Source organism: Paenibacillus andongensis (assembly GCF_025369935.1).
Lineage (GTDB): Bacteria > Bacillota > Bacilli > Paenibacillales > NBRC-103111 > Paenibacillus_E > Paenibacillus_E andongensis.
In genome coordinates this window covers 411,790-435,084 of sequence record NZ_CP104467.1, presented here as the reverse complement: position 1 = coordinate 435,084, position 23,295 = coordinate 411,790, and the positions used below count along the sequence as shown (strand labels likewise).

Annotated in this window: 18 protein-coding genes and 1 pseudogene; 7 read left to right on the top strand and 12 right to left on the bottom strand. The window is 47.4% G+C overall.

Translation table 11 applies throughout. The features are described 5' to 3' along the window. Positions 1-17 precede the first annotated feature (17 nt). The 7 genes and pseudogenes from iolD to NYR53_RS02030 all read right to left on the bottom strand — a co-directional run bounded on the left by iolD (position 18) and on the right by NYR53_RS02030 (position 7,677). Positions 18-1,883: a 3D-(3,5/4)-trihydroxycyclohexane-1,2-dione acylhydrolase (decyclizing) gene (gene iolD, locus NYR53_RS02060; RefSeq protein ID WP_261303710.1), complete on the bottom strand. Its 1,866-nt coding sequence runs from the start codon at positions 1,881-1,883 to the stop codon at positions 18-20. A 161-nt stretch (positions 1,884-2,044) separates the two neighbouring features. After that, on the bottom strand, positions 2,045-3,601 hold the full coding sequence (locus tag NYR53_RS02055) for a response regulator transcription factor (protein ID WP_261303709.1): 1,557 nt from the start codon (positions 3,599-3,601) through the stop codon (positions 2,045-2,047). Next, entirely contained in the window at positions 3,598-5,400 is a 1,803-nt protein-coding gene (locus NYR53_RS02050; protein ID WP_261303708.1) for a sensor histidine kinase, read from the bottom strand. The genes NYR53_RS02055 and NYR53_RS02050 overlap by 4 nt, the downstream gene beginning before the upstream one ends. A 155-nt stretch (positions 5,401-5,555) precedes the next feature. Next, entirely contained in the window at positions 5,556-5,771 is a 216-nt protein-coding gene (locus tag NYR53_RS02045; protein ID WP_261306242.1) for a YiaA/YiaB family inner membrane protein, read from the bottom strand. Between the two features lie 42 nt (positions 5,772-5,813). Then, positions 5,814-6,014 (bottom strand): annotated as a pseudogene (locus NYR53_RS02040) (YiaA/YiaB family inner membrane protein); the annotation flags it as partial. 417 nt (positions 6,015-6,431) lie between these two features. Further along, the gene (locus tag NYR53_RS02035) at positions 6,432-6,893 is read right to left on the bottom strand and encodes a hypothetical protein (protein ID WP_261303707.1); all 462 of its coding nucleotides are present in this window, start codon (positions 6,891-6,893) and stop codon (positions 6,432-6,434) included. Positions 6,894-6,903: 10 nt separating this feature from the next. Then, positions 6,904-7,677, bottom strand: a complete 774-nt coding sequence (locus tag NYR53_RS02030; protein ID WP_261303706.1) for a hypothetical protein — start codon at positions 7,675-7,677, stop codon at positions 6,904-6,906. A 109-nt stretch (positions 7,678-7,786) separates the two neighbouring features. On the opposite strand from NYR53_RS02030, the gene NYR53_RS02025 reads away from it, so the two are divergent. The 7 genes from NYR53_RS02025 (at position 7,787) to NYR53_RS01995 (ending at position 17,595) form a co-directional block, all read left to right on the top strand. Further along, the gene (locus NYR53_RS02025; RefSeq protein ID WP_261303705.1) at positions 7,787-8,368 is read left to right on the top strand and encodes a TetR/AcrR family transcriptional regulator; all 582 of its coding nucleotides are present in this window, start codon (positions 7,787-7,789) and stop codon (positions 8,366-8,368) included. Between the two features lie 61 nt (positions 8,369-8,429). After that, positions 8,430-10,301, top strand: coding sequence for an alpha/beta fold hydrolase (locus NYR53_RS02020; RefSeq protein ID WP_261303704.1), 1,872 nt, complete (start codon positions 8,430-8,432; stop codon positions 10,299-10,301). Between the two features lie 177 nt (positions 10,302-10,478). Then, positions 10,479-11,768, top strand: a complete 1,290-nt coding sequence (locus NYR53_RS02015) for a glycoside hydrolase family 18 protein (protein WP_261303703.1) — start codon at positions 10,479-10,481, stop codon at positions 11,766-11,768. A gap of 509 nt (positions 11,769-12,277) precedes the next feature. Then, complete coding sequence (locus NYR53_RS02010) at positions 12,278-14,872, top strand: Ig-like domain-containing protein (protein WP_261303702.1); 2,595 nt, start codon at positions 12,278-12,280, stop codon at positions 14,870-14,872. A 155-nt stretch (positions 14,873-15,027) separates the two neighbouring features. Further along, on the top strand, positions 15,028-15,417 hold the full coding sequence (locus tag NYR53_RS02005) for a hypothetical protein (RefSeq protein ID WP_261303701.1): 390 nt from the start codon (positions 15,028-15,030) through the stop codon (positions 15,415-15,417). Between the two features lie 151 nt (positions 15,418-15,568). Then, the gene (locus NYR53_RS02000; protein ID WP_261303700.1) at positions 15,569-16,672 is read left to right on the top strand and encodes a carbohydrate kinase; all 1,104 of its coding nucleotides are present in this window, start codon (positions 15,569-15,571) and stop codon (positions 16,670-16,672) included. An 8-nt stretch (positions 16,673-16,680) separates the two neighbouring features. Beyond that, positions 16,681-17,595, top strand: coding sequence for a pseudouridine-5'-phosphate glycosidase (locus NYR53_RS01995; protein WP_261303699.1), 915 nt, complete (start codon positions 16,681-16,683; stop codon positions 17,593-17,595). Positions 17,596-17,678: 83 nt separating this feature from the next. On the opposite strand, the gene NYR53_RS01990 is transcribed toward NYR53_RS01995, so the two are convergent. From NYR53_RS01990 to NYR53_RS01970, 5 genes are all read right to left on the bottom strand, one after another. Beyond that, positions 17,679-18,944: a CehA/McbA family metallohydrolase gene (locus NYR53_RS01990; RefSeq protein WP_261303698.1), complete on the bottom strand. Its 1,266-nt coding sequence runs from the start codon at positions 18,942-18,944 to the stop codon at positions 17,679-17,681. A gap of 11 nt (positions 18,945-18,955) precedes the next feature. Then, positions 18,956-19,816, bottom strand: a complete 861-nt coding sequence (locus tag NYR53_RS01985; RefSeq protein ID WP_261303697.1) for a carbohydrate ABC transporter permease — start codon at positions 19,814-19,816, stop codon at positions 18,956-18,958. A gap of 9 nt (positions 19,817-19,825) precedes the next feature. Continuing rightward, on the bottom strand, positions 19,826-20,701 hold the full coding sequence (locus NYR53_RS01980; protein ID WP_261303696.1) for an ABC transporter permease subunit: 876 nt from the start codon (positions 20,699-20,701) through the stop codon (positions 19,826-19,828). 72 nt (positions 20,702-20,773) lie between these two features. Further along, on the bottom strand, positions 20,774-22,192 hold the full coding sequence (locus tag NYR53_RS01975; protein WP_261303695.1) for an extracellular solute-binding protein: 1,419 nt from the start codon (positions 22,190-22,192) through the stop codon (positions 20,774-20,776). Positions 22,193-22,216: 24 nt separating this feature from the next. Next, entirely contained in the window at positions 22,217-23,263 is a 1,047-nt protein-coding gene (locus NYR53_RS01970; protein ID WP_261303694.1) for a LacI family DNA-binding transcriptional regulator, read from the bottom strand. Positions 23,264-23,295 lie beyond the last annotated feature (32 nt).

Genomic DNA, 23,295 nt, shown 5'->3' with positions numbered 1-23,295 from the left:
GTTCCCTCCCCTTATCGTTAAATGGGTCTCGCCGCTTGGATGTTTTTCTTCATCTCTTCGTGCGCTGCAACCACTTTCTCGCTCTCGGAAACCTCTGGTACACCTACTTGCCACCAGGATTCATAACCCTGTGTGTTGGTTCCCGGAACAACAGGAATTTCGATCAGCGTTGTGACGGTTTCTTCCTTCGCTTTAAGCAGCGCTTCCTTTAGTTCTTCAGGTGTATTTGCTTTGTACGCCTTCGCGCCTAAACTGCGAGCATGCTCTGCGAAATCGATCGGCATATATCCGCCTGTCAACTTGCCCGTAGCGGCTTCACGATATCGAAACTCATTCCCGAAACCGTCGCTGCCGTGACCCCTTTGCAGATTATGGATGCATTGGAAGCCATGATTATCGAACAGCAGTACAGTGAATTTCCGGCCCTCTTGAAGGCTTGTAACCATCTCAGAGTGAAGCATCAAATAACTTCCATCACCAACCACGGCATAGACCTCGCGATTCGGCTCAGCCAACGCTGCCCCGAAAGCACCGCTAACTTCATAACCCATGCAAGAGAAACCATACTCCATATGATAGGTTTTAGGCTCCGATGAACGCCATAAGCGGTGTAAATCCCCCGGCAAGCTCCCCGCTGCGCAAACAATAACAGCTGAAGGATCAATCGTTTGATTAATGACCCCAAGCGCACGAGTTTGGGCAAAGCCTTCTTCGCATTCCGCATTGTACAAACGGTCAACCTCGCCATCCCACTCCGCCTTCAAAGAACCTATGTAACCGTTCTCGTAACCGCTAACATAACGCTGCGCCGTCAAAGCATCTTTCAGTGCACTTAACGCTTCCTTCGCATCAGCCGTAATGCCGATCCCGCTCAATTTCGAGGAATCAAACCCACTGACATTTATATTAATAAACTGCACCTTCGGATTTGCAAAAGCCGATTTAGATGCTGTTGTAAAATCAGAATACCGCGTCCCTACGCCGATAATCAGGTCTGCTTGCTTCGCCAGCACATTCGCTGCGAGCGCGCCCGTAACACCGATAGCGCCAACATTCAGCGGGTGGTTCCAAGGCAACGAGCTTTTACCTGCTTGCGTTTCTGCTACAGGAATCCCAAAAGCAGCTGCAAATGCCATTAACTCTTTCGTCGCATCGGCATAAAGGACTCCGCCACCTGCAATAATCAACGGACGCTGTTTGCCTGCCATGCAGGCCACAGCGCGATTCACTGCTTCTCTTGCTGGTGGACGTCTATCTAGATAGTGGACTTTCTTATCGAAAAAGGCTTCCGGATAATCGTACGCCTCTGCCTGAACATCTTGGGGTAACGCTAAGGTAACTGCTCCTGTTTCTGCAGGGTCAGTCAAGACTCGCATCGCCTGAATAGCCGCGCTCATCAACTGCTCTGGGCGAACAATCCGGTCCCAATATTTACTGACTGATTTGAAAGGATCGGTAGCCGACACGGTATAATCACCCACTACCTCAAGTTGTTGAAGCACTGGATCCGGCTGTCTTGAGGCAAAATTGTCTCCTGGCAGCAGCAGCACCGGAATCCGGTTGACTGTCGCTGTTGCCGCGGCGGTCACCATATTCAGAGCACCGGGTCCAATCGATGTCGTGCAGGCATAGATTTGCCGACGGTTTTGCTGTTTGGCGTAAGCCGCCGCGGCATGGACCATCCCTTGTTCATTCTTGCCTTGTATATAAGTAAGGTCGCCTGCGCTCCGTTCCAAGGCTTCTCCAAGTCCTGTCACATTGCCATGACCGAAAATCCCCATGACACCACGTACAAACTTGGTCTCTTGTCCATCCACAGACACGTACTGTTGGTCCAGAAAACGCAGCAGCGCTTGTGCCATCGTTAGTCGAATCGTACTCATGACCATCTTCCTTTCACGATAAAGGTTAAGCGCTTAATCTCACAAGGTTAAGCGCTTAATCCGATAGTACAACATATTGTTTTCAACCGCAATGCCTTTTACAAAAAAACTCATGGACGAAGAAATGGGAGCGGCAAAGTATCCTCCTAAAACTCTTAACCTTATAGTGTCGCTTTGCCATTCCTATATTCCTTGGGTGACATCTGGAACTGCTGTTTGAAGACATTCGTAAAATAATTCGGCTCATCAAACCCGATGGCGGAAGCGATCTCGAATATTTTCATATCGGTATTTCGGAGCAGCAAAGCCGCCTTATCCATACGGAAACGGGTGACGAAGCGCGTAAAGCTTTCCCCTGTTGCTTTCTTAAATACAACGCTGAAATAGCTCGGATTTAAATGAATATGCGAGGCCACATCGGTCAAGCGGCATTCTTCATTGTAGTGCTCCTCAATGTACTTGACGGCTCTCTCAATCAGATTGTCACTTCTGGCCGCTTGCCAGTTGTTAAATTGCTGCTGGAAGCTCTTCACTTGCTCGGCCGCCCATTGAAGGACTTCTTCAGAGGTCCAATGCGTCTGCGGCATCTCGTTAGGAATCCTGGCTAGCGCATGGTTATCGCCTGGATCAAATTGCTTCTGTATCGTTCCAAGCAAAGCAATGGAGAGAGATAACGCTCCTATTCGCATTTCCTCTGGCGATGAAAGAGCCAACTCTGCCAGCACCCGATCCAAAAGAACCTGAAGACTGTCCTCCTGACCGACCAGAATGGCGGACATCAGTTGAACTTCCATCTCTCTAACCCTTGCCTGGTTCAGCGATAATGTGATCCCGGATCCTGCTTCGCTTCCACTCTCAGGAAGGCTGTTAACAGGTTCGTAGACAATCCCTTTGGTCAAGTTATACAAATCCGCTAACGCATTAGCAGAAGGGCCAATCCCCATGGAAATGATATGCAAGCGAAATTTCAAATACTCGAAGGAAGCACTTTGAATGGCTTCTTGCAAGCTCTCCTCAAAACCATGTTGTGCCGAAACAAGTACAAAACTGTCATGCTCCACCAATAGAAGCTGCGCCTCCAGCCCCGCTCCATTCAGCAGCTCTAGGACGATATTGGAGAACGCAAACTGCAGCAGACTCGTATCGCTTTTCCCATACGCTTTATTTGCCAAATCCTCACTGTTCATTTGCAGAAGCCACAGCTCTTTACCAGCCAGACCGTCCGTTAGCCTTGCTGCTACGCTCTTCTCATAAGGTAAGTCCAGTAAAGCCGCTCGAAGTTCCTGATCTTGCTGGAGCCGCAGCTGCGCTTGCTGTTTTTGCTGTTGCGCATATTTCGTATAGAATCGCTCGGATGCCTTATTCATCACTTGACGTACATCCTGTTCCGTGCATGGTTTGATCAGAATATCCAGCGCACCATGTCGAACAGCCGCTTGTGCATACTCGAAATTTTTGTATCCCGTCAAAATGATGACAAGCATGTCGGGATGGCTCTGTCGCAAATGCCCTACGAATTCGATCCCGTCCATGATGGGCATTCGGATATCGGTCAACACCAAATCAGGTTTAAGCTCATCCAGCAGCACTAAGGCATCCTGCCCGTTGCTAGCTTCGCCAACCACTTCCCAACCCAATTCTCTGCTCTCTAACATCTTCATCAGCCCTTTTCGAAAATTCGGCTGATCTTCCACAATCAATACTCTCCCGATTCTCATGCTACTGAACCTCCTGTCTCAACATGGTTTACAAAAGGCAAAACAAGGCGCATAGTGGTACCGCTTTCAATCACGCTATTAATCTCCAAACGATAAGGCGTACCATATACCAGCTCGATCCTCCTTACAACACTGCGAACCCCGAGACTTTCTCGCCCATCTGAACGCTGCGGCAAAGATGATCCATCAAAGCCCAATATTTGCGAAATAGCCACCTCGTCCATACCGCAACCATTATCCGTTACTTCAATCTCCAGAAAGCCATCGCGACTGCTTGCTTTAATTAACAATACCTTATGCGACACTTTGTTGCGAAAGGCATGCATAAACACATTTTCTACCAATGGCTGGAGCAGCGACCTCATAACTTGGCCATTCAGAACGTCATCATCCGCTTGAATGATCGTCTCCAAGTCCGTTTCAAACAGTTCTTTCTGTACCTTTAAATAGTTACGGATCTGCTGAAATTCTTCCCGCACAGTGGTTAGAGTACGCACAGGCATCAACGAATACTTGAGCATCTCCGATATAGCCGCGATTAAAGCTGCCGTTTCAATCTCGTCTTGCAAATATAGCTTCCAATAAATTTCGTTAAACATATTATGCAGAAAATGTGGATTCAGTTGGGCCTGCAGCGCTTTAAGCTCCGCTTCCTTCTCACTTAACTGGGTTAAATACACTTCCTTAATCAACCTTCCGACTTGTTCGGCCATTGCGTTGAAGCTCTCTCCGATATAAGCCAGCTCATCTTTGGTTCGAATCTCGATGCGCGTATCGAAATCGCCCGATCTTACCTTGCGCAGACCCTGCAGCAAATCCTTGAGCGGCCGCAGCAGATTGCCCGTGGAGAGTACAATCAACACACTGGTGAGAAGGATGCTGATCAGGCCAGAGTAGACGATTTTCTGAAATAAATCTCGATTCTTGCTTTGGATAGCCGTAAGCGAAGTTCCGCTGACCAGCTTGAAAGAAGTCACTTTCGACTGTCCTTGAACGAACAGATGATGATCCATGACCTGCGTTTGATTCAAATTTTTCAGCCGTTCCTGTTTATCAACCGAGCTCTTCGGCGAATTGCTAAATAACAGCTCATTATTTTTGTTGAACAAATAAACTTCGCCCTCTCCATTCTTCGTCAGTTCTTTGAGAGAACCTGAGAAGAACGACTCGTCAAAAGCCATCACGAGCACACCATACGTATTCAAAGCACTATTTTTCATCCATCGGGCCACAATGATTGTGTTTCTGAACCCGCTTGGTTCAACGGAGGATGACAATGGCATATTAATCCATACGAGGTCCCCGTAAGTGTCGTTGATTTTGGATCGGATTGTGCTGAATACGCTCTCGCTCGGGATATTAATGGCCGAGGTCGTATAACTGAAATAAGAAGGATTCCCTTTGAGATCATATAAGTACATGCCAGTAATGTAGGGCGCATCCGATTTGATCTGGAAAATCTGTTCTTCGATTTGTTTTTTATTGTAATACAGATTAAATGGATCGGAATCTTCGCTCGAATTGATCCGTGTGATGACCTTTTCGATTTCAGGATTAAATACAACCGTTTGCGAGATCCGTACAACCTCCTGTACTTTCAGGTCCATCTTCGCCAATGCCTCTTCATTCGTACTCGAAAACTGCTTACTGATTTCTTCCTCAAACAGCGACAAATTATAACGATACGTTAAATAGCCCGTTACGCCGAAAGTCAGCAAAATGATGACGGATAGGCTGAGAATCAGTTTTACCCTGAAGCTGCGGTTAATGCTTAGTATAAGTCGACTCCATGATCTCATCTGATTTACCCCTATATCTTCGTATTGACCAATCCCTTGACGACATTATAGCAATATCATTCGCGTTCCTGCTATCCCCTTTAGTCACATAGGAAGAAATTGAAAAAAGCTTAGTTCATCGATGATGAACTAAGCTTCTTGGGAAAGTGCTGTGACTACAGCTCTTCAAATTTATTTTCTAATTTATTTTCAACTGGATGCAGGAGCTCATCATCGTTGTTGTCACGTACTGTTTTCTGGAGAACAAAGGAAGACATCGTCAGGAATAAGGCCGTAACCGCGTAATAACCTTTGACAGAAAGCAGCTGCTCCAGGTTAATAATCCCGATAAACATACCCAGAAGCGCTAGAGCGAACGAGCTCCATGCCAAGAAAGTAAAAGCTGCTGTATTACGTTTGCGCGAACCATAACCATCCTCTAAATTATCACGAATGACCTTCTGTAAAACAAAAGCCGACATCGTGAGGAATAACGCGCATACGGCAAAATAACCTTTAACACTCAGTGATTCTTCCAACGTATAAATCCCGATGAACATCGCCAGGAATGCCCCAATGAAAGATGCCCATGCCATAAAAGTAAATGCTGTCGTATTCCGTCTCCGATGATCCATCATCTCAAAAAGCCCCCTGTGGTTGCTGCCGCAACGCTTTAATGTCTTGCTCTTGTTTCTTAGTATAGGAGAAATTTTCCATTCCAGATAGTACTATTTACCAATAGTACCAAATGCATTGGCATATGCTAAGCGCGTTACAACGCTCTAGCCGTAAATGTTTAAGCATTCGTTTGCTTGGCAGGGGGGAATGTTGTACGTTGTACAACTTGGCTGCATAATACACATACACATACACACACATTCTCACTCCAACAAACAAACCAAGGAAGCATAGTCACTCACCAAATAATTATTCATTCTCTCCACACTCTCACTCAACTCAGCAAATCCACAGCTTATGCCTTACCACCTACCCCAACAAATCAAAAATAACCCGTTCGAGCGTTAGCTCGGCACGGGTCTATCTTTTTTACTTCATTCACATATAGCTACTCCAAAGGCATGATGCTCCCAGAAGACATCCTGAATTTGCTTGGTTTCTTCTCTATCGCAAGCGACGAGCACCACAACTTCCGTTATTTTGTTTCGGGATGGGAGATTTGTTTTCGCTTTCTTCTTTTTTTTATGAGCAATATCAATGAAGAACCCGATGGTGAAGCCCACAGTTGCACCAATAAGGCCCCAAAGAATGGCCCCTCCTTTTAAAATAAAGCCATAGGTAGAGCCAATTACCGTGAGCGCTGTTGCTAGGACTGTCCCAGCATCAAATAAACTAACGCCATCGGAGCGATGGATCGTGTCGAACATCTTTGGTTTGTTGGGTCTCCCTTGCAAAGAAACAGCATAAATGTGCTCCTTTGGAATACCCGCCTCTTCAAGAGCAGTAATCGCCAGCTCCAAATAGATCGAATGTTCAAATGATGCTATTACATGCATGGTGGAACCCTCATTTTCGAAGCGAAGATTTAGGAAATGGAAATTGGGGATGCTGATAGTTCTCTTGCAGCATACTAATCTGCTCGTGATCAAACAGCTTGTTATATTCTACTGTATTTATATAAGCATCGTAGACGGAAAAACCATACACAGAAGGTAAAAATATAAGCCAATGCATTTCAACTACACGAGCCGACTGTGTTAAGTCCCACATGAGTAAATAGTGGATTCCTTGGAGCAAATGAGATAAATAGGAAAGCGAAATCCAGGTTACAAGTATAAAAAAAGCATTGATAATCCGATGGGAGTAAAGCTGGCCTATTCCCGGCATTAACAGGGACCAGATCATCGCTAGCCATGGCGAGCGCTTATCTAGGTAATTAATTTCCATACCGGACATTTTAAAACAATCAATCGGGGCATTCTCCCTTTTAGCTAAAATAAATTGATGATTCAAATCCACGGAAGTTCGATAAGTGTCGTAGATCGCAAATAAATAAACAGGCGCATAGAGTGACATCCACCGAATATTCAGCACCTCATTGGCCTGATCGAATTGACCTGTGAAGGTGTATACGATCGCTTCGTTCAAATGCATCTGAGTATTAATCAACATTTCCCATCCAATGAGGGTAAAGCCGCGAAAGTACTTGGAGAGCAGTAAATGACCAAAGCCCGGAAAGGCTGCGGACCACCATGCAATAATAAGTGGATTGCGCAAATGCAATTGGGTAATCCCTAATAATCCGACAAAAGCAATTTGACGGCGTGGCTTCGTTCTCATGTGCAGCATCCTTAAGAATCAGTTTCCAATAATGCTATTATCTTCTTTCGAATGTAAGATATACATGTCGGATTTGACAACTGATTTTTAGTACTGTATAGTACTATTTATGAAAAAGCAAAAGAAATTAACCAACCGTGATCTAGTGATTCAAGTGGCAACGGACTTGTTCTTGACAAAAGGCTACTTAGCAACCAGCATGGACGAAATCGTTACCGTGAGCAAAGTGTCCAAAACGAATATTTATTATTATTTCAAAAGTAAAGAAGACCTGTTGGCCGCAATTCTCGAACAACTTATACACACCTATAACGATATGATTCAGAAGACTGTTTCACGTTCGGAATTAAGTGTGCAGGAGCGTTTCTCTGCTCTCTTACAAGTGCTGACAGGACTAGAATGGACTTCCTTAGGCGGATGCCCGTTTCTCACCCTGTACACACAGATGCCGCAAGATGCAGACGCTCTTAGAGAGAAAGTGAGCGTTTTTTTCCGGGACCAAATGCATACGGTGGAAGCACTGCTCGTCGAGGGTGTTCATAACAAGGAGTTTTCATCCACCCTGCCGACAAAAGCCACGGCTCAATTGATCGTCTCAACGATTGAAGGCGGGTTGTTCCTGCAGCATGCTAGCCAAGATCCAGCCATGCTCAATCAAACTCTTTCTACTTTAGCCTTGTTGCTAAAGTAATTTTTTTAATCATGATTAGTACTATTTAGTACTAATCAATAACGAGAGGCAGGCCATTTAGATGACACATATTTTCATCACAGGCGGTACAGGGTTCATAGGAACACAAACTTTAGAGCAGCTATCCCGTGAGGATTATACCGTTTCGGTGCTCGTTCGTTCCAAAGCTCGATGGGAGCAAATCCGCAAACAGCTGGACAGGTTCATTGGTAATGGTCAGAGGGAAACTAGCGCGGGAAATGAGCGAATATTCCCGGTGATAGGAGATTTAAGCTTGCCCGGCCTTGGATTAAGCGCTTCTGACATGGCGTCAGTGCTGACGGCAGATGTGATCATTCACGCGGGTGGACCGATGGATATTCGGATCGGGGAGTCCGAGGCCCGTGCGGTTTTCCTGCAAGCCGCTGAGGAAATGCTAAACTTGGCTTCGCAAATTCAAATGAGCAAAGGCTTGCAGCACTTCATCCATATTGTCGGCTTCAAAAGTCCTTTTACCGATGATAATTTCCACAATCCAGCACCTATCATCGCTAGTTTAGAACAGGAATCTCCTTACGAGGCCATGAAATTTCTAGCTGATTTGCGCATTCGCCAAGGAGCGAAACAGCTAAGTATTCCTCTGTCTGTCGTCCATCCAAGCGTTCTGATTGGCAGCTCAGAGCACGGGGATACCCCCCAAACCGGCGGGCTCGGTATTCTCGTACGTGCCACAGCGCGAAAGTTGATGAGTATCACACCCGGTGGTAACTCCCATTGGTTGCCCTTCTTTCATGTCAATCACGCCGCTGAATTCATTAGCGCTCTGGCGAAGGAATCAAATCCTGTTAGTCAAACCTACTACTTGTTGGATGAAAAGAAGCAAAGTCCCTCGATAACGGAGCTCGTGTCGGGCATAACCAAGGAACTTCGTGTCAGTAAACCATGGGGAGCCATCTCACCTAAATTGTTGTCGAAGGTTCTGGGGAGCCCGCTTGGACGGAAAATCGGAATTCCTAAGGAATCCCTCGATTTCATCGTGGATGTCAATCAGGCCTATCCCCTAACAGCCGCACAAGACATGCAGCAAAAGTACGGATTGGACCACGCGGTAAACGCCTCGATAATGCCGCACATCATCTCGGATCTCGACTTCCGTCTCGTTCATTCCAACCCTCAAGCAGAAGGATATATGCGGGGTAAAAGAGGGCCCTTAGCTACGCTGGAACGGGCGGGATCAGACAAAGGGAAGGCTCCGATCTTGTTCGTTCATGGCACTCTAAGCGGAGCTGACTGCTTGCTCCCGCTGGCTGAGCAATTCCCTGAGCATGCCGTCTGCCTGGTCGATCTCCCAGGCTTCGGCCGTTCGCCCTATCACCACGGTGCGGATGTGATAGAAGGGCATATCGAATCGCTTGTCCAGGCGATTCGGTCTTTCAAGGCCCCGGTTACGCTCGTGGGGCACTCGCTGGGCGGACTGCTCGCCGCCCACGCCTACGCTCGCGTACCGGAACAGATCCACAGGCTGCATCTGCTGCAGCCTGCTCTGCACAGCGCTGCGCGGAGATACCGCAGCGCGCGAATCAACGAAGCCGCGCTGCGCATGCTGCGCGCGGCCAGCTTGCGGAAGCAGCTGCTGGCGCAGAGCTGCTTCACGGACATAAGTGACATACCGCCCGCGTATGTCACTTATGTCCTGGCCGAGCTGCAGTCGCCGCGTGTGCGGAAGACGACTGCGGAGACCCTCTCTGCGCTGACGCGCGCAGAGAGCTTCACACTGCAGCCCAATGCGCGGCTGCTTCACCAAACATCGATCCTGTGGGGAACCCAGGATCGGCTGTACCAACTGCCGGAGCGCTTTCGCTCCGAGCGCATGGTGGAGATAGAGGCTGCGCACCACTTCCCTATCTCGCATCCTGCGCTGACCGCTCAGCTCCTTAGGCAGCAAGGTCTATAGCCTCTAGAACTCGATTCTCCCTGCCGCAGTACGGCATGGATGTCAATCGAGTTCTTTCTTTTTTCTTGTAGACATTTTCCAGTAGACATACACCCATCCCCTTCCCTTCGAATAAGGTAAAGAAAAAAGTAGGCTCGGAATTCATGCCTTTGCTTACGAAGAAAAGGAGGAATCCTTATGCAAATCCACGTTGTCCAGAAGGGACAGACGTTATATCGGATTGCCCAAACGTACGGAGTGTCGGTGGATACGATCGCAACAGCCAATGAGATGACCCCCAGCCAAACCCTGGTCATCGGACAGGCATTGGTTATTCCGATTGTTGGCTCGTACTACTGGGTACAGCCCGGTGAAGGGCTTTATTTGATTGCCAGAAAGCTAGGAATCGACCTGCATACCCTTGCCTCCGTCAATGGACTAACCATGTATCAATCCTTACCTGTTGGCTTTCGCCTCTATATTCCGCCAACTCCACGCAAACAGGCAGAAGTGAATGCCTATATAGAGCCACGCGGGACTGACGTATCACCCGTTCTCATTCAATCCGCCAAGGAAGCAGCCCCTCATCTGACGTACTTAGCTCCATTCAGCTTCCGTATTCAACGAGACGGCACCCTCCAAGCGCCGCAGTTGGACGATCTTAGCGGGATTGCCTCGCAAAATGGCGTTACCATGATGATGGTTGTGACCAATCTCGAACATGATCAATTCAGCGCTGAGCTCGGACATATCATCCTCACGGACGAAACCGTTCAGAATCATCTGCTTCAGAACATTAAACGCACAGCCAAACAATATGGATTCCGCGATATCCATTTCGACATCGAGCATCTGTTCCCTGATGACCGCGAAGCCTACAATCGCTTTCTTCGTAAAGCGGCGGCACAAATCCATCAAGAAGGTTATTTGATGTCTACGGCCCTTGCGCCAAAAACGAGCGCCGCTCAAGTCGGCGCCTGGTACTCTGCGCATGATTATAAAGCGCATGGCCAGATCGCCGATTTCGTCGTCATCATGACGTACGAGTGGGGCTACAGCGGCGGCCCCCCCATGGCCGTCTCCCCCATCGGTCCCGTGCGCAAGGTGCTAGAGTATGCCATCAGCGAGATGCCCGCTTCCAAAGTCATGATGGGCCAAAACTTGTACGGCTACGATTGGACGCTGCCCTATGTCCACGGCGGCCCCTTTGCGAAGGCCGTCTCTCCGCAAGCGGCTATTGATCTGGCCCGCAAGTATAATGCCCAGATCTTATACGATTACACGGCTCAAGCCCCGCACTTCAACTACTGGGATGATGCTGGCAAGGAGCATACCGTCTGGTTCGAGGACGCACGCTCCATTCAAGCGAAATTCCGCTTGTTGAAAGAGCTTGGCTTACGCGGGATTAGTTACTGGAAGCTTGGTCTTAAATTTCCGCAAAACTGGCTGCTCATTGAGGAAAATTTTAAAGTCGTGAAACGCACTTAACATTAGATGAGTTTACACGAGGGAACGTCGATCCGCTATTTATCGTTTGTACCTCCAGATTGTTCATTTTGGTCAATTTGTCGTGTGAGACATACCCTTGCAATCGACAGAAACAAAAAATGAGAAGGCAAGAACCTTGCCACCTCATTTTTTTGTTTTCTACCCCCCTTTACTTTTGGGACATCCCTTTCTAGCTTTCGTCTGCCTCCATAAATAATAACAACTTGCTGCAACCTTTGTTTGCTGCCTTCCGTCTAAGCTTAAGTAATTTTTACCAATTACATAGATTGGACTTATACTCATCTTTAATTCTTATGATCATCAATATGGAAAGGATGTGGAGCAAAAAATCACTGGAAAATGTGGAGCTTGAAATTATTATCCGCTAATGAATTCTGGTAAATTTTGTGACTACTATTCAAATACCCGACGTTTATTCCGATAATAAGCACGTTCCATAATTTTCATATACATAATCATTGAGGAACATAATCGGAGGGAATCAGAGCATGAAGTCCAGACAAAGCAAGTGGCTATCTTTGGTATTAATTTTAATTCTAGCTGCGCAATCTTTAGTGACAGGAACCGCCTTTGCAGCCGATGAGATTTCTAAACTCGTCCTGAATAAAAACGAACTTGCCTTGCAAGTCGGAGATACAGCCAATCTGACGGCAACCGCCATTTTTGTAAGCGGCTCTACGGAGAATGCGACCGTCAAAACCGATTGGAACTCAGGCTCGACCGATGTTGCCTCCGTCTATGCGGGTGTGGTAACAGCCAAAAAAGAAGGCAAGGCCGTGATTACTGCCACCTATATGGGTAAAACCGTAATCGTTAACGTCGATGTTAGCAAAAAAGTAAAATCGTTAACCAAAGATAAACAGTCTCTAGCTCTTCGCCTGAATGCGACTGATCAAGTTAAGATTACAGCTTTTTACGATGACGGCACTTCCGATGATGTAACGAGCAAGGCTGATTATACCGTTGATACCAGCTCCACTGTGACGGTAACGAATGGTCTAGTGAAGGGGCAGAATCCCGGCAGTGCGACGATTACAATTAAATACATGAATCAATCCCTCACATTGCCAGTCGATGTAGAAGTTGTAAGACGTATTGATGCTCAGAAATCAAGTGTATCTTTATTGTTAAACGGAACAGAGAAAATAAAACTGATGGCTACCTATCCAGACGGTACCATCGACGATGTATCCGACAAAGCGGTATGGACTACGGATAAAGCGAACGTTGCTGATGCGATTAAAGGTACTGTTACCGGTTACGGTGTCGGTACAGCTAACCTCACTGCGACGTACGGTACCAAGTCAACAACGATTAAAGTCGATGTGGATAGCACGGTTAAACTTTCCTTAGATAAACCCAATATCTTATTGAAGAAAAATGCGACAGAAAACCTAAAACTAGAAGCTACTTATGCCGACGGGACAACGGCTGATTTTACAGATCGCGCCGAATGGGCTTCGAGTGATGCAGATATCGTACAAGTAACCAAAGGTAAGCTGTCCGCCGTATCCATCGGTGAGGCAACGATTTATGCCAAATATGGCGATAAAGTGGTCACAGCTAACGTAGACGTTGAAGTTCCTCGCCGTTTAGTTGTAAGTTCCGACCTTCTCTCTTTACAAGCAGGTCAAGAGCAATCCCTTATTCTGACTGCTACTTATGCCGATGGCACAAACGGACCCGTCACGGATAGCGCTGTCTGGAGCGTGGATACGGATACGATTGCTTTTGTAAGCAAAGGAAAAGTAACCGCGTATAAATCCGGTGAAGCTACAGTAACTGCGGAATACGGCGGTAAAAAAACGACAACCAAAATCGAAGTCGATATCCCTACCATCATCAAACCAACTAAGAAAATCGTTAATTTACAAAAGGGCGGGTCTGATAAGGTTACGTTGACTGCTTATTTTAAAGACGGAAGAGAATTAGATGTCACCTCCAAAGCAGAATGGACGACCAGCTCCAAAGATATCGCCGAAGCTCGCAGCGGTGAAATCACAGGGATCTCTACCGGTACAGCAACGATTACAGGGAAATACGGTACACGCACAACTAGCATTCAAGTTTCGGTTGGCGTACTAAAAAGTTTGACGGTCAGTCAAGAAAAGCTTGTCATGAAAAAAGGCGATTCCGTTACTTTAACAGCAGAAGCTATTTATACCGATGATACAAAAAACAGCAACGCAGCCGCAGATGTCATCTGGACAAGCAGCAATGTCAAAGCAGCCACTGTTGACGGAGGTAAAGTAAAAGCTTTAGCCTCAGGAGAAGCGACCCTAACCGCGCAGCTGGATAGCAAGACAGTGACCATAACTGTCCAAGTCGATATGGCCAGTGATCTATCGGCGAATGTCGCCAATCTCGTTTTTGACATGAATGAAACAAGATCTATCGTTCTGACGGCTACAGATGCTAGCGGCGCAGCCCGTACTGTAACCAATGAGGCTGAGTGGAAATCAAGCAGCACCACCATCGCGACAGTATCCAAAGGTGTTGTAACACCAGTTTCCCGAGGCAAAGCAACCATAACGGCAACTTATGGCGGCAAAAGTGTCTCCATTCCGGTCGAAATCGGTGTGATTCAGACACTAGTCGCTGATAAATCTTTCATCGTCACCAAAAGCGGCGAACAAGTACAAGTGAAATTAACCGCTACTTTAGCGGATGGCACTACCAAAGATGTCACCTCAACGGCAACCTGGAAAGTCATGGCCTATAAGCTAGGAACCGTTACAGATGGGCTTTTCACAGCTACTGGTTCAGGTAAAACAACGATTACCGGGTCCTTCGGCGGCAAAATGGTCGCTATACCCGTGGAAATCGATTCACTGAAATATTTGAAAACTGATGTTGTCAAAATCGAGCTGCAAGAAGGCAAAACGGCTCAGATTGAGGCGTTGGCTACCTACACAGATGGGTCCGAAGAAGATGTAACCAAACCTGCCCTATGGACATCGTCGAACATCATGATTGCTGATGTGAAGGATGGTATCATCCGAGCAACCGGTAAAGGGTCTGCCAGAATTACGGTCACGTATTCCAACATGAGAACGACCGTACAAGTGACAGTCACGAAGTAATACCATTGAAACCGTTGTTTCCCAGATTGGGAACAGCGGTTTTTTCTTATTTTCAAAGAAAAAAGCATAAGTTCTTGTACTTAGGGGAATATATCCATACCTGTACTTACAGAGCACCTACAGAACCAATTCAACAAGTCTTGGAGGTATGGATCATGGTTTCCAGATTTATAAAGCTGGGTATGATTTCTTTTTTGTCAATCTCGGCTCTCCTTGGAGCACATCACTATCGTATGCATTCCCCTAGCCAGCAAATGATTTCGCAAGTCGATAGCAGGGAAGCCGCCAAGCAAGGCGCACCGACTTTTTTTGACACGAATCCTTTCGGCATGCCTGGCGCGGATGGCAATTTGCGAACAATGGGCAGTATGAGTAGTCATTCGGCTGCATATGGACTTACGCCGCCAACGTCGATGAAGGCTTTGAAGGTCCATACCCAGGCAGTAAGTGGAGCAAAAGACAAAGCTTCGCCTTGGTGGAACTACCTAGGACTGCTTGGTTTAATCGGACTGCTCGGACTCGGCAATCGATCCCGGACTTCTTAGTGTGAAATGTGTTAAAGAAGCCTTATTCCCGGTTAAGGGGAAGGCTTTTTTCTGTTTCGCCAAATTATTTACGGACATTTGTTTGCACTGTGGACATTTGTTTTAATTTACGTTAAACTAAAAGCAGTTATTCGTTTGAAAGGAGCTTTTCATGGATCGTGAACAGCAAATTTTAGCACTCATACGTCAAAATCCATTTATTTCACAAATTGAAATAGCCAGTGCCATTGGCATTTCCCGATCTGCTGTTGCCGGCTATATCGCTGCGTTGACCAAGAAAGGTACGATCCGAGGCCGCGCCTATGTCACCTCTGATGAGCAAACCATCATGTGTATCGGTGGTGCGAACCTCGACAGTAAAGCAGCCAGCAAGCAGGCCATTCGACTAGCTTCCTCGAATCCTGTCACGGTCACCGAGTCCTGCGGCGGTGTTGCGCGCAATATCGCGGATACACTTGCTGGTTTATCCTGCAGGACAGCACTCTTAACCGTTGTCGGAGACGATAAAGCTGGTCAATGGGTGCTTGAAGAAACACGAAAGCGCGGTGTCGACGTCAGCCAAACGATTGTCCTTCAGGGCGAGAACACGGGGACCTACACGGCGCTGCTCGATGCCACCGGCGAGATGTTTTTAGCTTTTGCCAACATGGAAATTTACGATAAATGCACACCCCAACTTCTGATGGACAAATGGTCCCATATTGCCGCTTCACAGCTCGTCATTGCCGATACGAATTTGCCTGTGGACACGCTCCAAGAATTAATTAAGCGCTGTAAAGAAGAAGGCATCACGTTATTCATCGACCCTGTCTCTTCCGAAAAAGCGAAAAAGCTCCCGAAGGAGCTTCATGGTGTTACAGCCATTTTCCCTAACCTTGAGGAAGCCTGTCAGCTTGCTGAGGCCTCGATAGAAATAATACATCAAGATTACAACAAGCTGGCTAAAGCTATTCGGGCACGGGGTGTGAAACACGTATTCATTACACTCGGCAGCGCGGGTGTGATGTATGTTGGCGAGGAAGGCGAGCAGCTTTTCCCTCCTATTCCTACCAACGTCGTGGAAGTAACCGGTGCAGGCGATGCTCTCGTCGCTGGTATCGCTTATGGTGTGATGCATCAACAAACCTATATGGACGCCTGCTCCTATGGTCTCGCTGCCGCACATATTACACTTCAAACTGATCAATCCGTAGCCAGTGAGCTAACTAAAGAACGACTGCAACAAACTATACAATCGATAACTAAAGGAGACTGATCCCTATTATGAACACATCCTACCTGACATTTACCGACGAAGTGAAAGATGCTCTCGCGAACAATAAGCCAATCGTAGCCTTGGAGACAACGATTATTTCCCACGGGATGCCTTACCCGCAGAACATTGAAATGGCTAAAAAAGTCGAACAAATCATCCGCGACAACGGCGCTGTCCCAGCAACGATTGGCATTATGGATGGTAAAATCAAGATCGGCTTGAACGAGCAGGAACTTGAGGCTTTCGCGACAACGGCTAACGTAGAAAAAGTTAGCCGCCGGGACTTCCCTTACATCCTGTCATCCGGCAAAATCGGCGCGACGACTGTAGCCGCAACGATGATCGGCGCGGCGCTTGCCGGCATCGAAGTGTTCGCTACCGGCGGTATCGGCGGTGTACACCGCGAAGGTGAAGTGACAATGGACGTCTCCGCCGACTTGACGGAGCTGGCTCAAACGAACGTCGCCGTCGTCTGCGCAGGCGTGAAGTCGATCCTCGATATTGGCCGTACGCTCGAGTATTTGGAAACCTATGGCGTACCCGTGGTTGGTTTCAAAACGAGCGAGTTCCCGTCCTTCTACGCCCGCGAAAGCGGCTACGGCGTTGACTTCCGCCTCGATGAGGCAGCCGAGGTTGCGGCTATGCTGCGCACCAAGTGGGAGCTAGGCCTTGCCGGCGGCGCCATCATCGCCAATCCGGTTCCCGCGGAATCCGCGATGAACCATCACGAGATCGAAGGCGTCATCCAGCAAGCGCTGGCTGAGGCCAAAGATCAAAACGTGACCGGCAAGAAGGTCACACCTTTCCTGCTAGCGCGCATCAAACAGCTGACCGAAGGCCGCAGCTTGGAGACGAACATCGCGCTCGTTTACCACAACGCGCAAACGGCCGCGCAGGTTGCGGTTGCCCTTAAGAACAAGTAGTCGAGTCCATCTGACCTCGACTTCTCAAAAAAACGAGCCCCAGAAGTTCTGGTGGCTCGTTTTTTAACGTTTAATGGCTAGCATTATGCCATATACAAAGGATTACTTACAGATGCAAGGAGCATTTCATGCACCTCAACAAAATACCGCCACACCTCTGCCCGATAAAAGCTTCGGCCTGCCAGTTCACCCAGTAACTCGAGCGAATGCTCCGTATAAATAACACATGAACGCTCGACACCTCGATTCGAGATGAGCTTCACCTCATCCCCTGCAAGCAGACCAGACACCACAAGTTTTGCATTTCCTTCACGTTCAGGCGCGCCCATAGGCACTACATCGCCCATATTATACTTCCCTGCGTTCAACTCCATGACCGGCCCCTCTGGCGAATAGCTTAGGAAAACGCGCCCTGTATCGATACCCTCCAGTATGCCGTCAACGGTTCGAGAAGATGCATACACCCAGGTTGTCGGCGAACTATGACTAACGTAGCCTCCAAACCGGTGCATATCGCTGCCGCCTACGGCGATGAGACGTTTGCCCATGCAAAGCTGCCCATGCCACCAGTCGAGCGTCTTACGGTTAGCTTCCCGCCAAGGCCCATTCCAAATTTCCACCCAATCATAATCAACCTGGAAATCCCATTCCCAGCCGCAATTCGGACAATGGGGATGGTTCAGCACGACACGTGCCCCGTTCGCTCTTGCTTCACGTATACGTTCCTGCACCTGCTCCGAGCTAGTCGCACGGAAATCTCCCACAGGCTTAACAACACCTAAGAAGTTCGCATGGCCGTGATTCGTCGTCAATTCCATTCCGGGGATTAGAACAACGCCCGTTTCATGCGGATAGGCAAGGTTTTGGCTGTACGTGTTATGATCCGTCATGGCTAGAAAATCGCAGCCCAGCTCTTCCATAATCCGCGCATTCTCGGATAAAGTCAGGGCTCCGTCACTGTGGACAGTATGCATATGAAGATCACCCTTCAGCCAACGACCTTCCTTGGGTGTGCAAGCAACCTTCACAGATACGGTGCATCCTGCCGATGGAATTCGGTACGTGCCTAGCAGCACACACCATTCCCCCTCCTCCAAATACCCAGGTACATATCCGGGAGTCGCCTTTTCAAGCTCCACATAAAACTCCGTTCGCGCGCCTCCGCTCCAGCCTCTTACTTGATCCGTATCCTTTACACCAAGATCAATGACGCAATCCCCTGGTCCATGGGCTTCCACTTCTATGCTAACGTGAATACGTTCCATGCCTGAGGCCACTTGAAAAGGAACCTCCAAATAACGATCGGCTTCCTCACTTGCAATGAAACGAGATATCGTCACGATGCTCATAGGCTCTCCCCCTATTCTTTCGTAGCACCGACCATAAGGCCTGTTACGAAATATTTTTGCACAAATGGATAAATAACTACCAATGGAATCAAAGCCAGCATCACACCGGCCATTCGAACATTAGGTGTCATAAACAAGTTGCTGCTGGTAGAGTCAGACTGAATGACGAGCGAGCGCAGCGCTACCTGCAAAGTAAACTTTTTCTGATCGGTGATATAGAGCAGTCCAGGCGTCAGTTGATTCCAACGGGAGACGAATTCGAACAAAGCTACGGTAGCCAATCCCGGTTTAGCGAGCGGCACATACATTGTGGAAAAAATGCGAAACTCACCGGCTCCGTCGATTTTAGCGGATTCCGCCATTTCGTACGAAACAGCTCCAAAGAAATTTCTCATTAACAAAATACTGAACCCTGACACCAAACTATATAAAATCAAAGCATTTACGGAATTCAATAAGCCCAGCTCTTTATTTACAACGTAAAGGGGGATCATCACGGCTTCATTCGGAACCATCATGGTTAGCAAAATAAAGCTAATGATCAGCTTGCGCCCAGGCAGCCCCTTGTGCAGCAGCACATACCCGGCCATTGCACATAGGAGCACGTGGATAAATGTACCCACCAACGTCACCAAAACATTCAAACCAAAAGGTCTCCACAGCTCAATGCGCTGCCACACCGTACGGTATCCTTCTAGGCTCGGTTCTGAAGGCCATAACCGAATACCGCCATGCATGGATGAGATATTAGAGGATATGGAGATGACAAAGGTGTTCCATATGGGCAGGATCATCGTCGCGACAAGCAGCAGCAGGAAGAGGCTGTTCACTAGATGAAAGGGCAAGTCCCTGCTGGTCAACGATTTATTCATAACACGATTTCACTCCTCGTCATAACGAATCAATTTGCGGGTTGCGAATACTAAGATCAGCGTTGCCAATACAACGAGAAAGCCGGCGGCTGAAGCGACGCCCATTTTGAACTCCAGAATTCCTTTTTGATACGTATACGTCATCAGGACATCCACTTTTCGAGCAATAACCGGATTACTTAGAATGATCATTTGGTCGAACATCCGGAGCATCCCGATCATGTTCAGCAAGGTCACAACCTTCATCGTCGGAATGAGCTGAGGCAAGGTTACATAGCGAATCTGCTGCCAGCGTCCAGCTCCGTCCATACGCGCGGCTTCATACAAAGAAGGGGAAATCGTCACGATTGATGCCAAATAAAGAATACAGGTGAAGCCCATTTCCTTCCAAGTGTTCGTTAAGACCATCAAAGCTTGGGCATAGTCGACTTCCGCAAAAAAATGAATCGGTTTCGCAGCACCCAGCAGCTTCAACAAATCATTAACAAATCCTCCATCCGGAGACAGCATGATGATCCAGATGCCTCCTACAACAACCCATGAGAATAAATGCGGCAAGTAAATAACCATTTGCGTCAGCTTCTTAAACCATGTTTTAAGCACTTCATTTAAAGAGAGAGCTGTAATAATCGGGGCAAAAAAACCTATAATTAACATCCCGATTCCAATCATTAAGGTATTCTCCAAAACGCGCCAGAATACCGGATCATTCCAAACCACAATGTAATTCTGAAGACCAACGAAAGGACGAGTTCCAATAATCCGAAAATTTTGCATGGAGATTTGCAAGCCCTTGATGAGCGGGTAATAAGAGAAAATTAAAAAATAAATAACAACGGGAATCATCATGAGATACATTACCCGATAACGTGCCCATGCGGTCACTAGACGTCCCCCCTTATCTATGAAAAGTAAAGCGGCGGCAAGGGAGTTAACCCCCGCCTCCGCTCTCTCGAACTAGTCAATCAGTTTAGCTGCTTTTAGCTCATCATTCATTTTTTTCACAGCGTCTGCTGCTGGCAATTTGCCCATCATCGCTTGGAAAGCGTAATTGGTTACGATTTTTTCAGCGCTCGGCCAGTCTTTCGTGGAGTTTTCAATCGTTGCATTATTGTCGAAAATAACTTGACGGCCTTCAATTGCACCTGGCAGCGTACCAATCGGATTCTTAAAGTTCGTGTTGTTCGGGAACGGAGCACCATGATCCATACCATGCTTAACTCCCTCATCCGTTAGCGTGTATTTCCCGTCTTTAACGGTGTAATCATCGCCTTCAATCCCTAATGTGCTAAGGATGTTACCCTTCTCGGAGTGCCAGAATTCTAAGAATTTCATAGCTGTATCGGCATGCTCGGCATTCACTGGAATTCCCCAAACACTTGGGTCGCCGCGGCGAAGCATGATTTTGCCATCTGGACCTACGGCCCCAGCGATCGCTTTGGCTTTAAAGTTAGGATCATCCGTTTTCTTCATATTATTGAACAAGCCTACCCATGCATCCCAGTACGTGACCATCCCAACGCGATTCGTCAAGAAGAGCTCTCTCATTTTAGCTGAATCGTTGGTCGCGAAGTTCGGGTCTAGAATCCCTTCCTTGTACAGCTTCGCAAACCACTCATAAATCGGAACCGCTGCTTCTGTTGCATAAGGAATCGAGCGCTTGCCACTAGCATCAATCACATATTTATATTTCACGCCTGCTGCGCTCATGAACCCTTGAATGTCGTATAACCCAGCCGTGGACAAGCCATAGGTGTCGTCCTTACCGTTACCGTCTGGATCTTTCTCCTTGAATGCCTTCAACACTTGGTAGAAATCCTCCAAGGTTTTCGGCTGCTGCAGCTTGAGCTTGTCCATCCAATCTTGACGAACGGTAGGCAGCGTGCCGCCTTCAGATTTATTAAATACACTGAAAATCTGACCGCCTTTATAAGTGATCATGTCCCATTCCTTGGTTGGAATTACTTTAGGATCGGATAAAATCTTGGAAGCTTTGATCTTATCGTTTAACGGCATCAGTGCGCCTTGATCAACAAGGACATCCATATTGCCTTTGCCCATATAGACGAGGTCATACTTTTCGCCAGCAGATATCGCTGCGTATAGTTTCTTATCATAATCGGCTGCTGGTTTCTCGATCGTAACCTTGATACCAGTCAATCGTTCTACTTCCTTCTCAAACAGGACATTCTCTTCAGGCGTCTTACCCCCTGCGACTCCACTTAGAATACGTAGAGTTTCTTGTTTAGCCGGCTTGGACGTTTCGCTACTAACGTTTGTTGCGGTTGTTTTATCAGTATTCGTACTGCACGCAGTGGCTAGTATACTTGTCGATAACACGACGGCTGCAATGATTCCTGCTTTTTTATTGAACATGGGTATGGCCTCCTATTTGTCTATCTATTTATGTGGTTTTATGAAGTTACTAATTCTCGCTCGGGCACATGATCCTCTATAAACTAAACTGGCAGGAATCAATATTCGTTTGGCAATGGCATTGGGCTGACGGCACTGTTCGATGAGCAGCTTGGCGGCTTCGCTTCCCAGTACTTCCCCGTTGAGCCTGACCCCGGTCAGAGGTGGCTTGAATTCAGGTGCGAAGATTGAATCATCGCTGAAAGCAAAGACAGAAAGGTCTTGCGGTATTTGCAAATTGAGCTCAGCAGCCGCTTGGTATACCCCTAGAGCGACTTTATCTGTATCCGTAATGATCGCTGTAATATGCGGATAAGCTGTTAATAGCTTCTTGGTCATCTGGTAACCGTAGACAGTGGACGTTAGACTGCTGTCTTTATACACAATGAGCCTTGCATCAACCGGCAGCTCGGCTTTATTGTAGGCTCTGTAGTAACCATGCTCGCGGTCTTGAGCAACCGTTCTTTCCTTCGGTGCATTGAGGAACGCGATATGATTGTGACCTAAATGCAAAAGGTACTCGGTAACGATTTGTCCCATCCCAATATTGTCGTTATCCACATAGGAGACACTGGATTCGAACTCCTCCTGTGGTCTTCCGATCACGACAAGCGGCACGCTGCGCTTTATTCGTTCGGAAATTCTCTCATCATTTGAGGCGGGATCCAGAAGAATATCGCCATCTACCGGATCTGTAGACAAATGCTCAACTTGACTGGAGAATTCGGTAGACAAGGTGTTTACCAGCAATCGATAGCCCTGGTTATAGCACTCTTTCAACACACCATTAATGAGGCCAAGATGGAACTGACTGAATTTCACTTGCTCACCAGCCATATTTAACCCGATGATATTCGTTTTCTTATTGGCTAAACTGCGAGCCCAGTAATTGGGTCTATAATTTAACTGTAAAGCTGCCTCCAGTACACGCTGCGACACTTCCTTGCTGATCGGCCTTTTTTTGCTAAACACGTTGGACACTGTACTCTTGGATACCCCAGCTACTTTTGCAACATCTTCTATGTTGGCCATATGAGCTCGCCTCACTTCTCCTTCATATTAAA

Coding starts and splice junctions, on each gene's coding strand:
- NYR53_RS02010 (WP_261303702.1), top strand. CDS start 12,278: ATGAAGTCCAGACAAAGCAAGTGGCTATCTTTGGTATTAATTTTAATT.
- NYR53_RS02005 (WP_261303701.1), top strand. CDS start 15,028: ATGGTTTCCAGATTTATAAAGCTGGGTATGATTTCTTTTTTGTCAATC.
- NYR53_RS01970 (WP_261303694.1), bottom strand. CDS start 23,263: ATGGCCAACATAGAAGATGTTGCAAAAGTAGCTGGGGTATCCAAGAGT.
- NYR53_RS01985 (WP_261303697.1), bottom strand. CDS start 19,816: ATGAATAAATCGTTGACCAGCAGGGACTTGCCCTTTCATCTAGTGAAC.
- NYR53_RS02025 (WP_261303705.1), top strand. CDS start 7,787: ATGAAAAAGCAAAAGAAATTAACCAACCGTGATCTAGTGATTCAAGTG.
- iolD (WP_261303710.1), bottom strand. CDS start 1,883: ATGAGTACGATTCGACTAACGATGGCACAAGCGCTGCTGCGTTTTCTG.
- NYR53_RS02055 (WP_261303709.1), bottom strand. CDS start 3,601: ATGAGAATCGGGAGAGTATTGATTGTGGAAGATCAGCCGAATTTTCGA.
- NYR53_RS02035 (WP_261303707.1), bottom strand. CDS start 6,893: ATGCATGTAATAGCATCATTTGAACATTCGATCTATTTGGAGCTGGCG.
- NYR53_RS01975 (WP_261303695.1), bottom strand. CDS start 22,192: ATGTTCAATAAAAAAGCAGGAATCATTGCAGCCGTCGTGTTATCGACA.
- NYR53_RS02000 (WP_261303700.1), top strand. CDS start 15,569: ATGGATCGTGAACAGCAAATTTTAGCACTCATACGTCAAAATCCATTT.
- NYR53_RS01990 (WP_261303698.1), bottom strand. CDS start 18,944: ATGAGCATCGTGACGATATCTCGTTTCATTGCAAGTGAGGAAGCCGAT.
- NYR53_RS02030 (WP_261303706.1), bottom strand. CDS start 7,677: ATGAGAACGAAGCCACGCCGTCAAATTGCTTTTGTCGGATTATTAGGG.
- NYR53_RS02050 (WP_261303708.1), bottom strand. CDS start 5,400: ATGAGATCATGGAGTCGACTTATACTAAGCATTAACCGCAGCTTCAGG.
- NYR53_RS01995 (WP_261303699.1), top strand. CDS start 16,681: ATGAACACATCCTACCTGACATTTACCGACGAAGTGAAAGATGCTCTC.
- NYR53_RS02015 (WP_261303703.1), top strand. CDS start 10,479: ATGCAAATCCACGTTGTCCAGAAGGGACAGACGTTATATCGGATTGCC.
- NYR53_RS02020 (WP_261303704.1), top strand. CDS start 8,430: ATGACACATATTTTCATCACAGGCGGTACAGGGTTCATAGGAACACAA.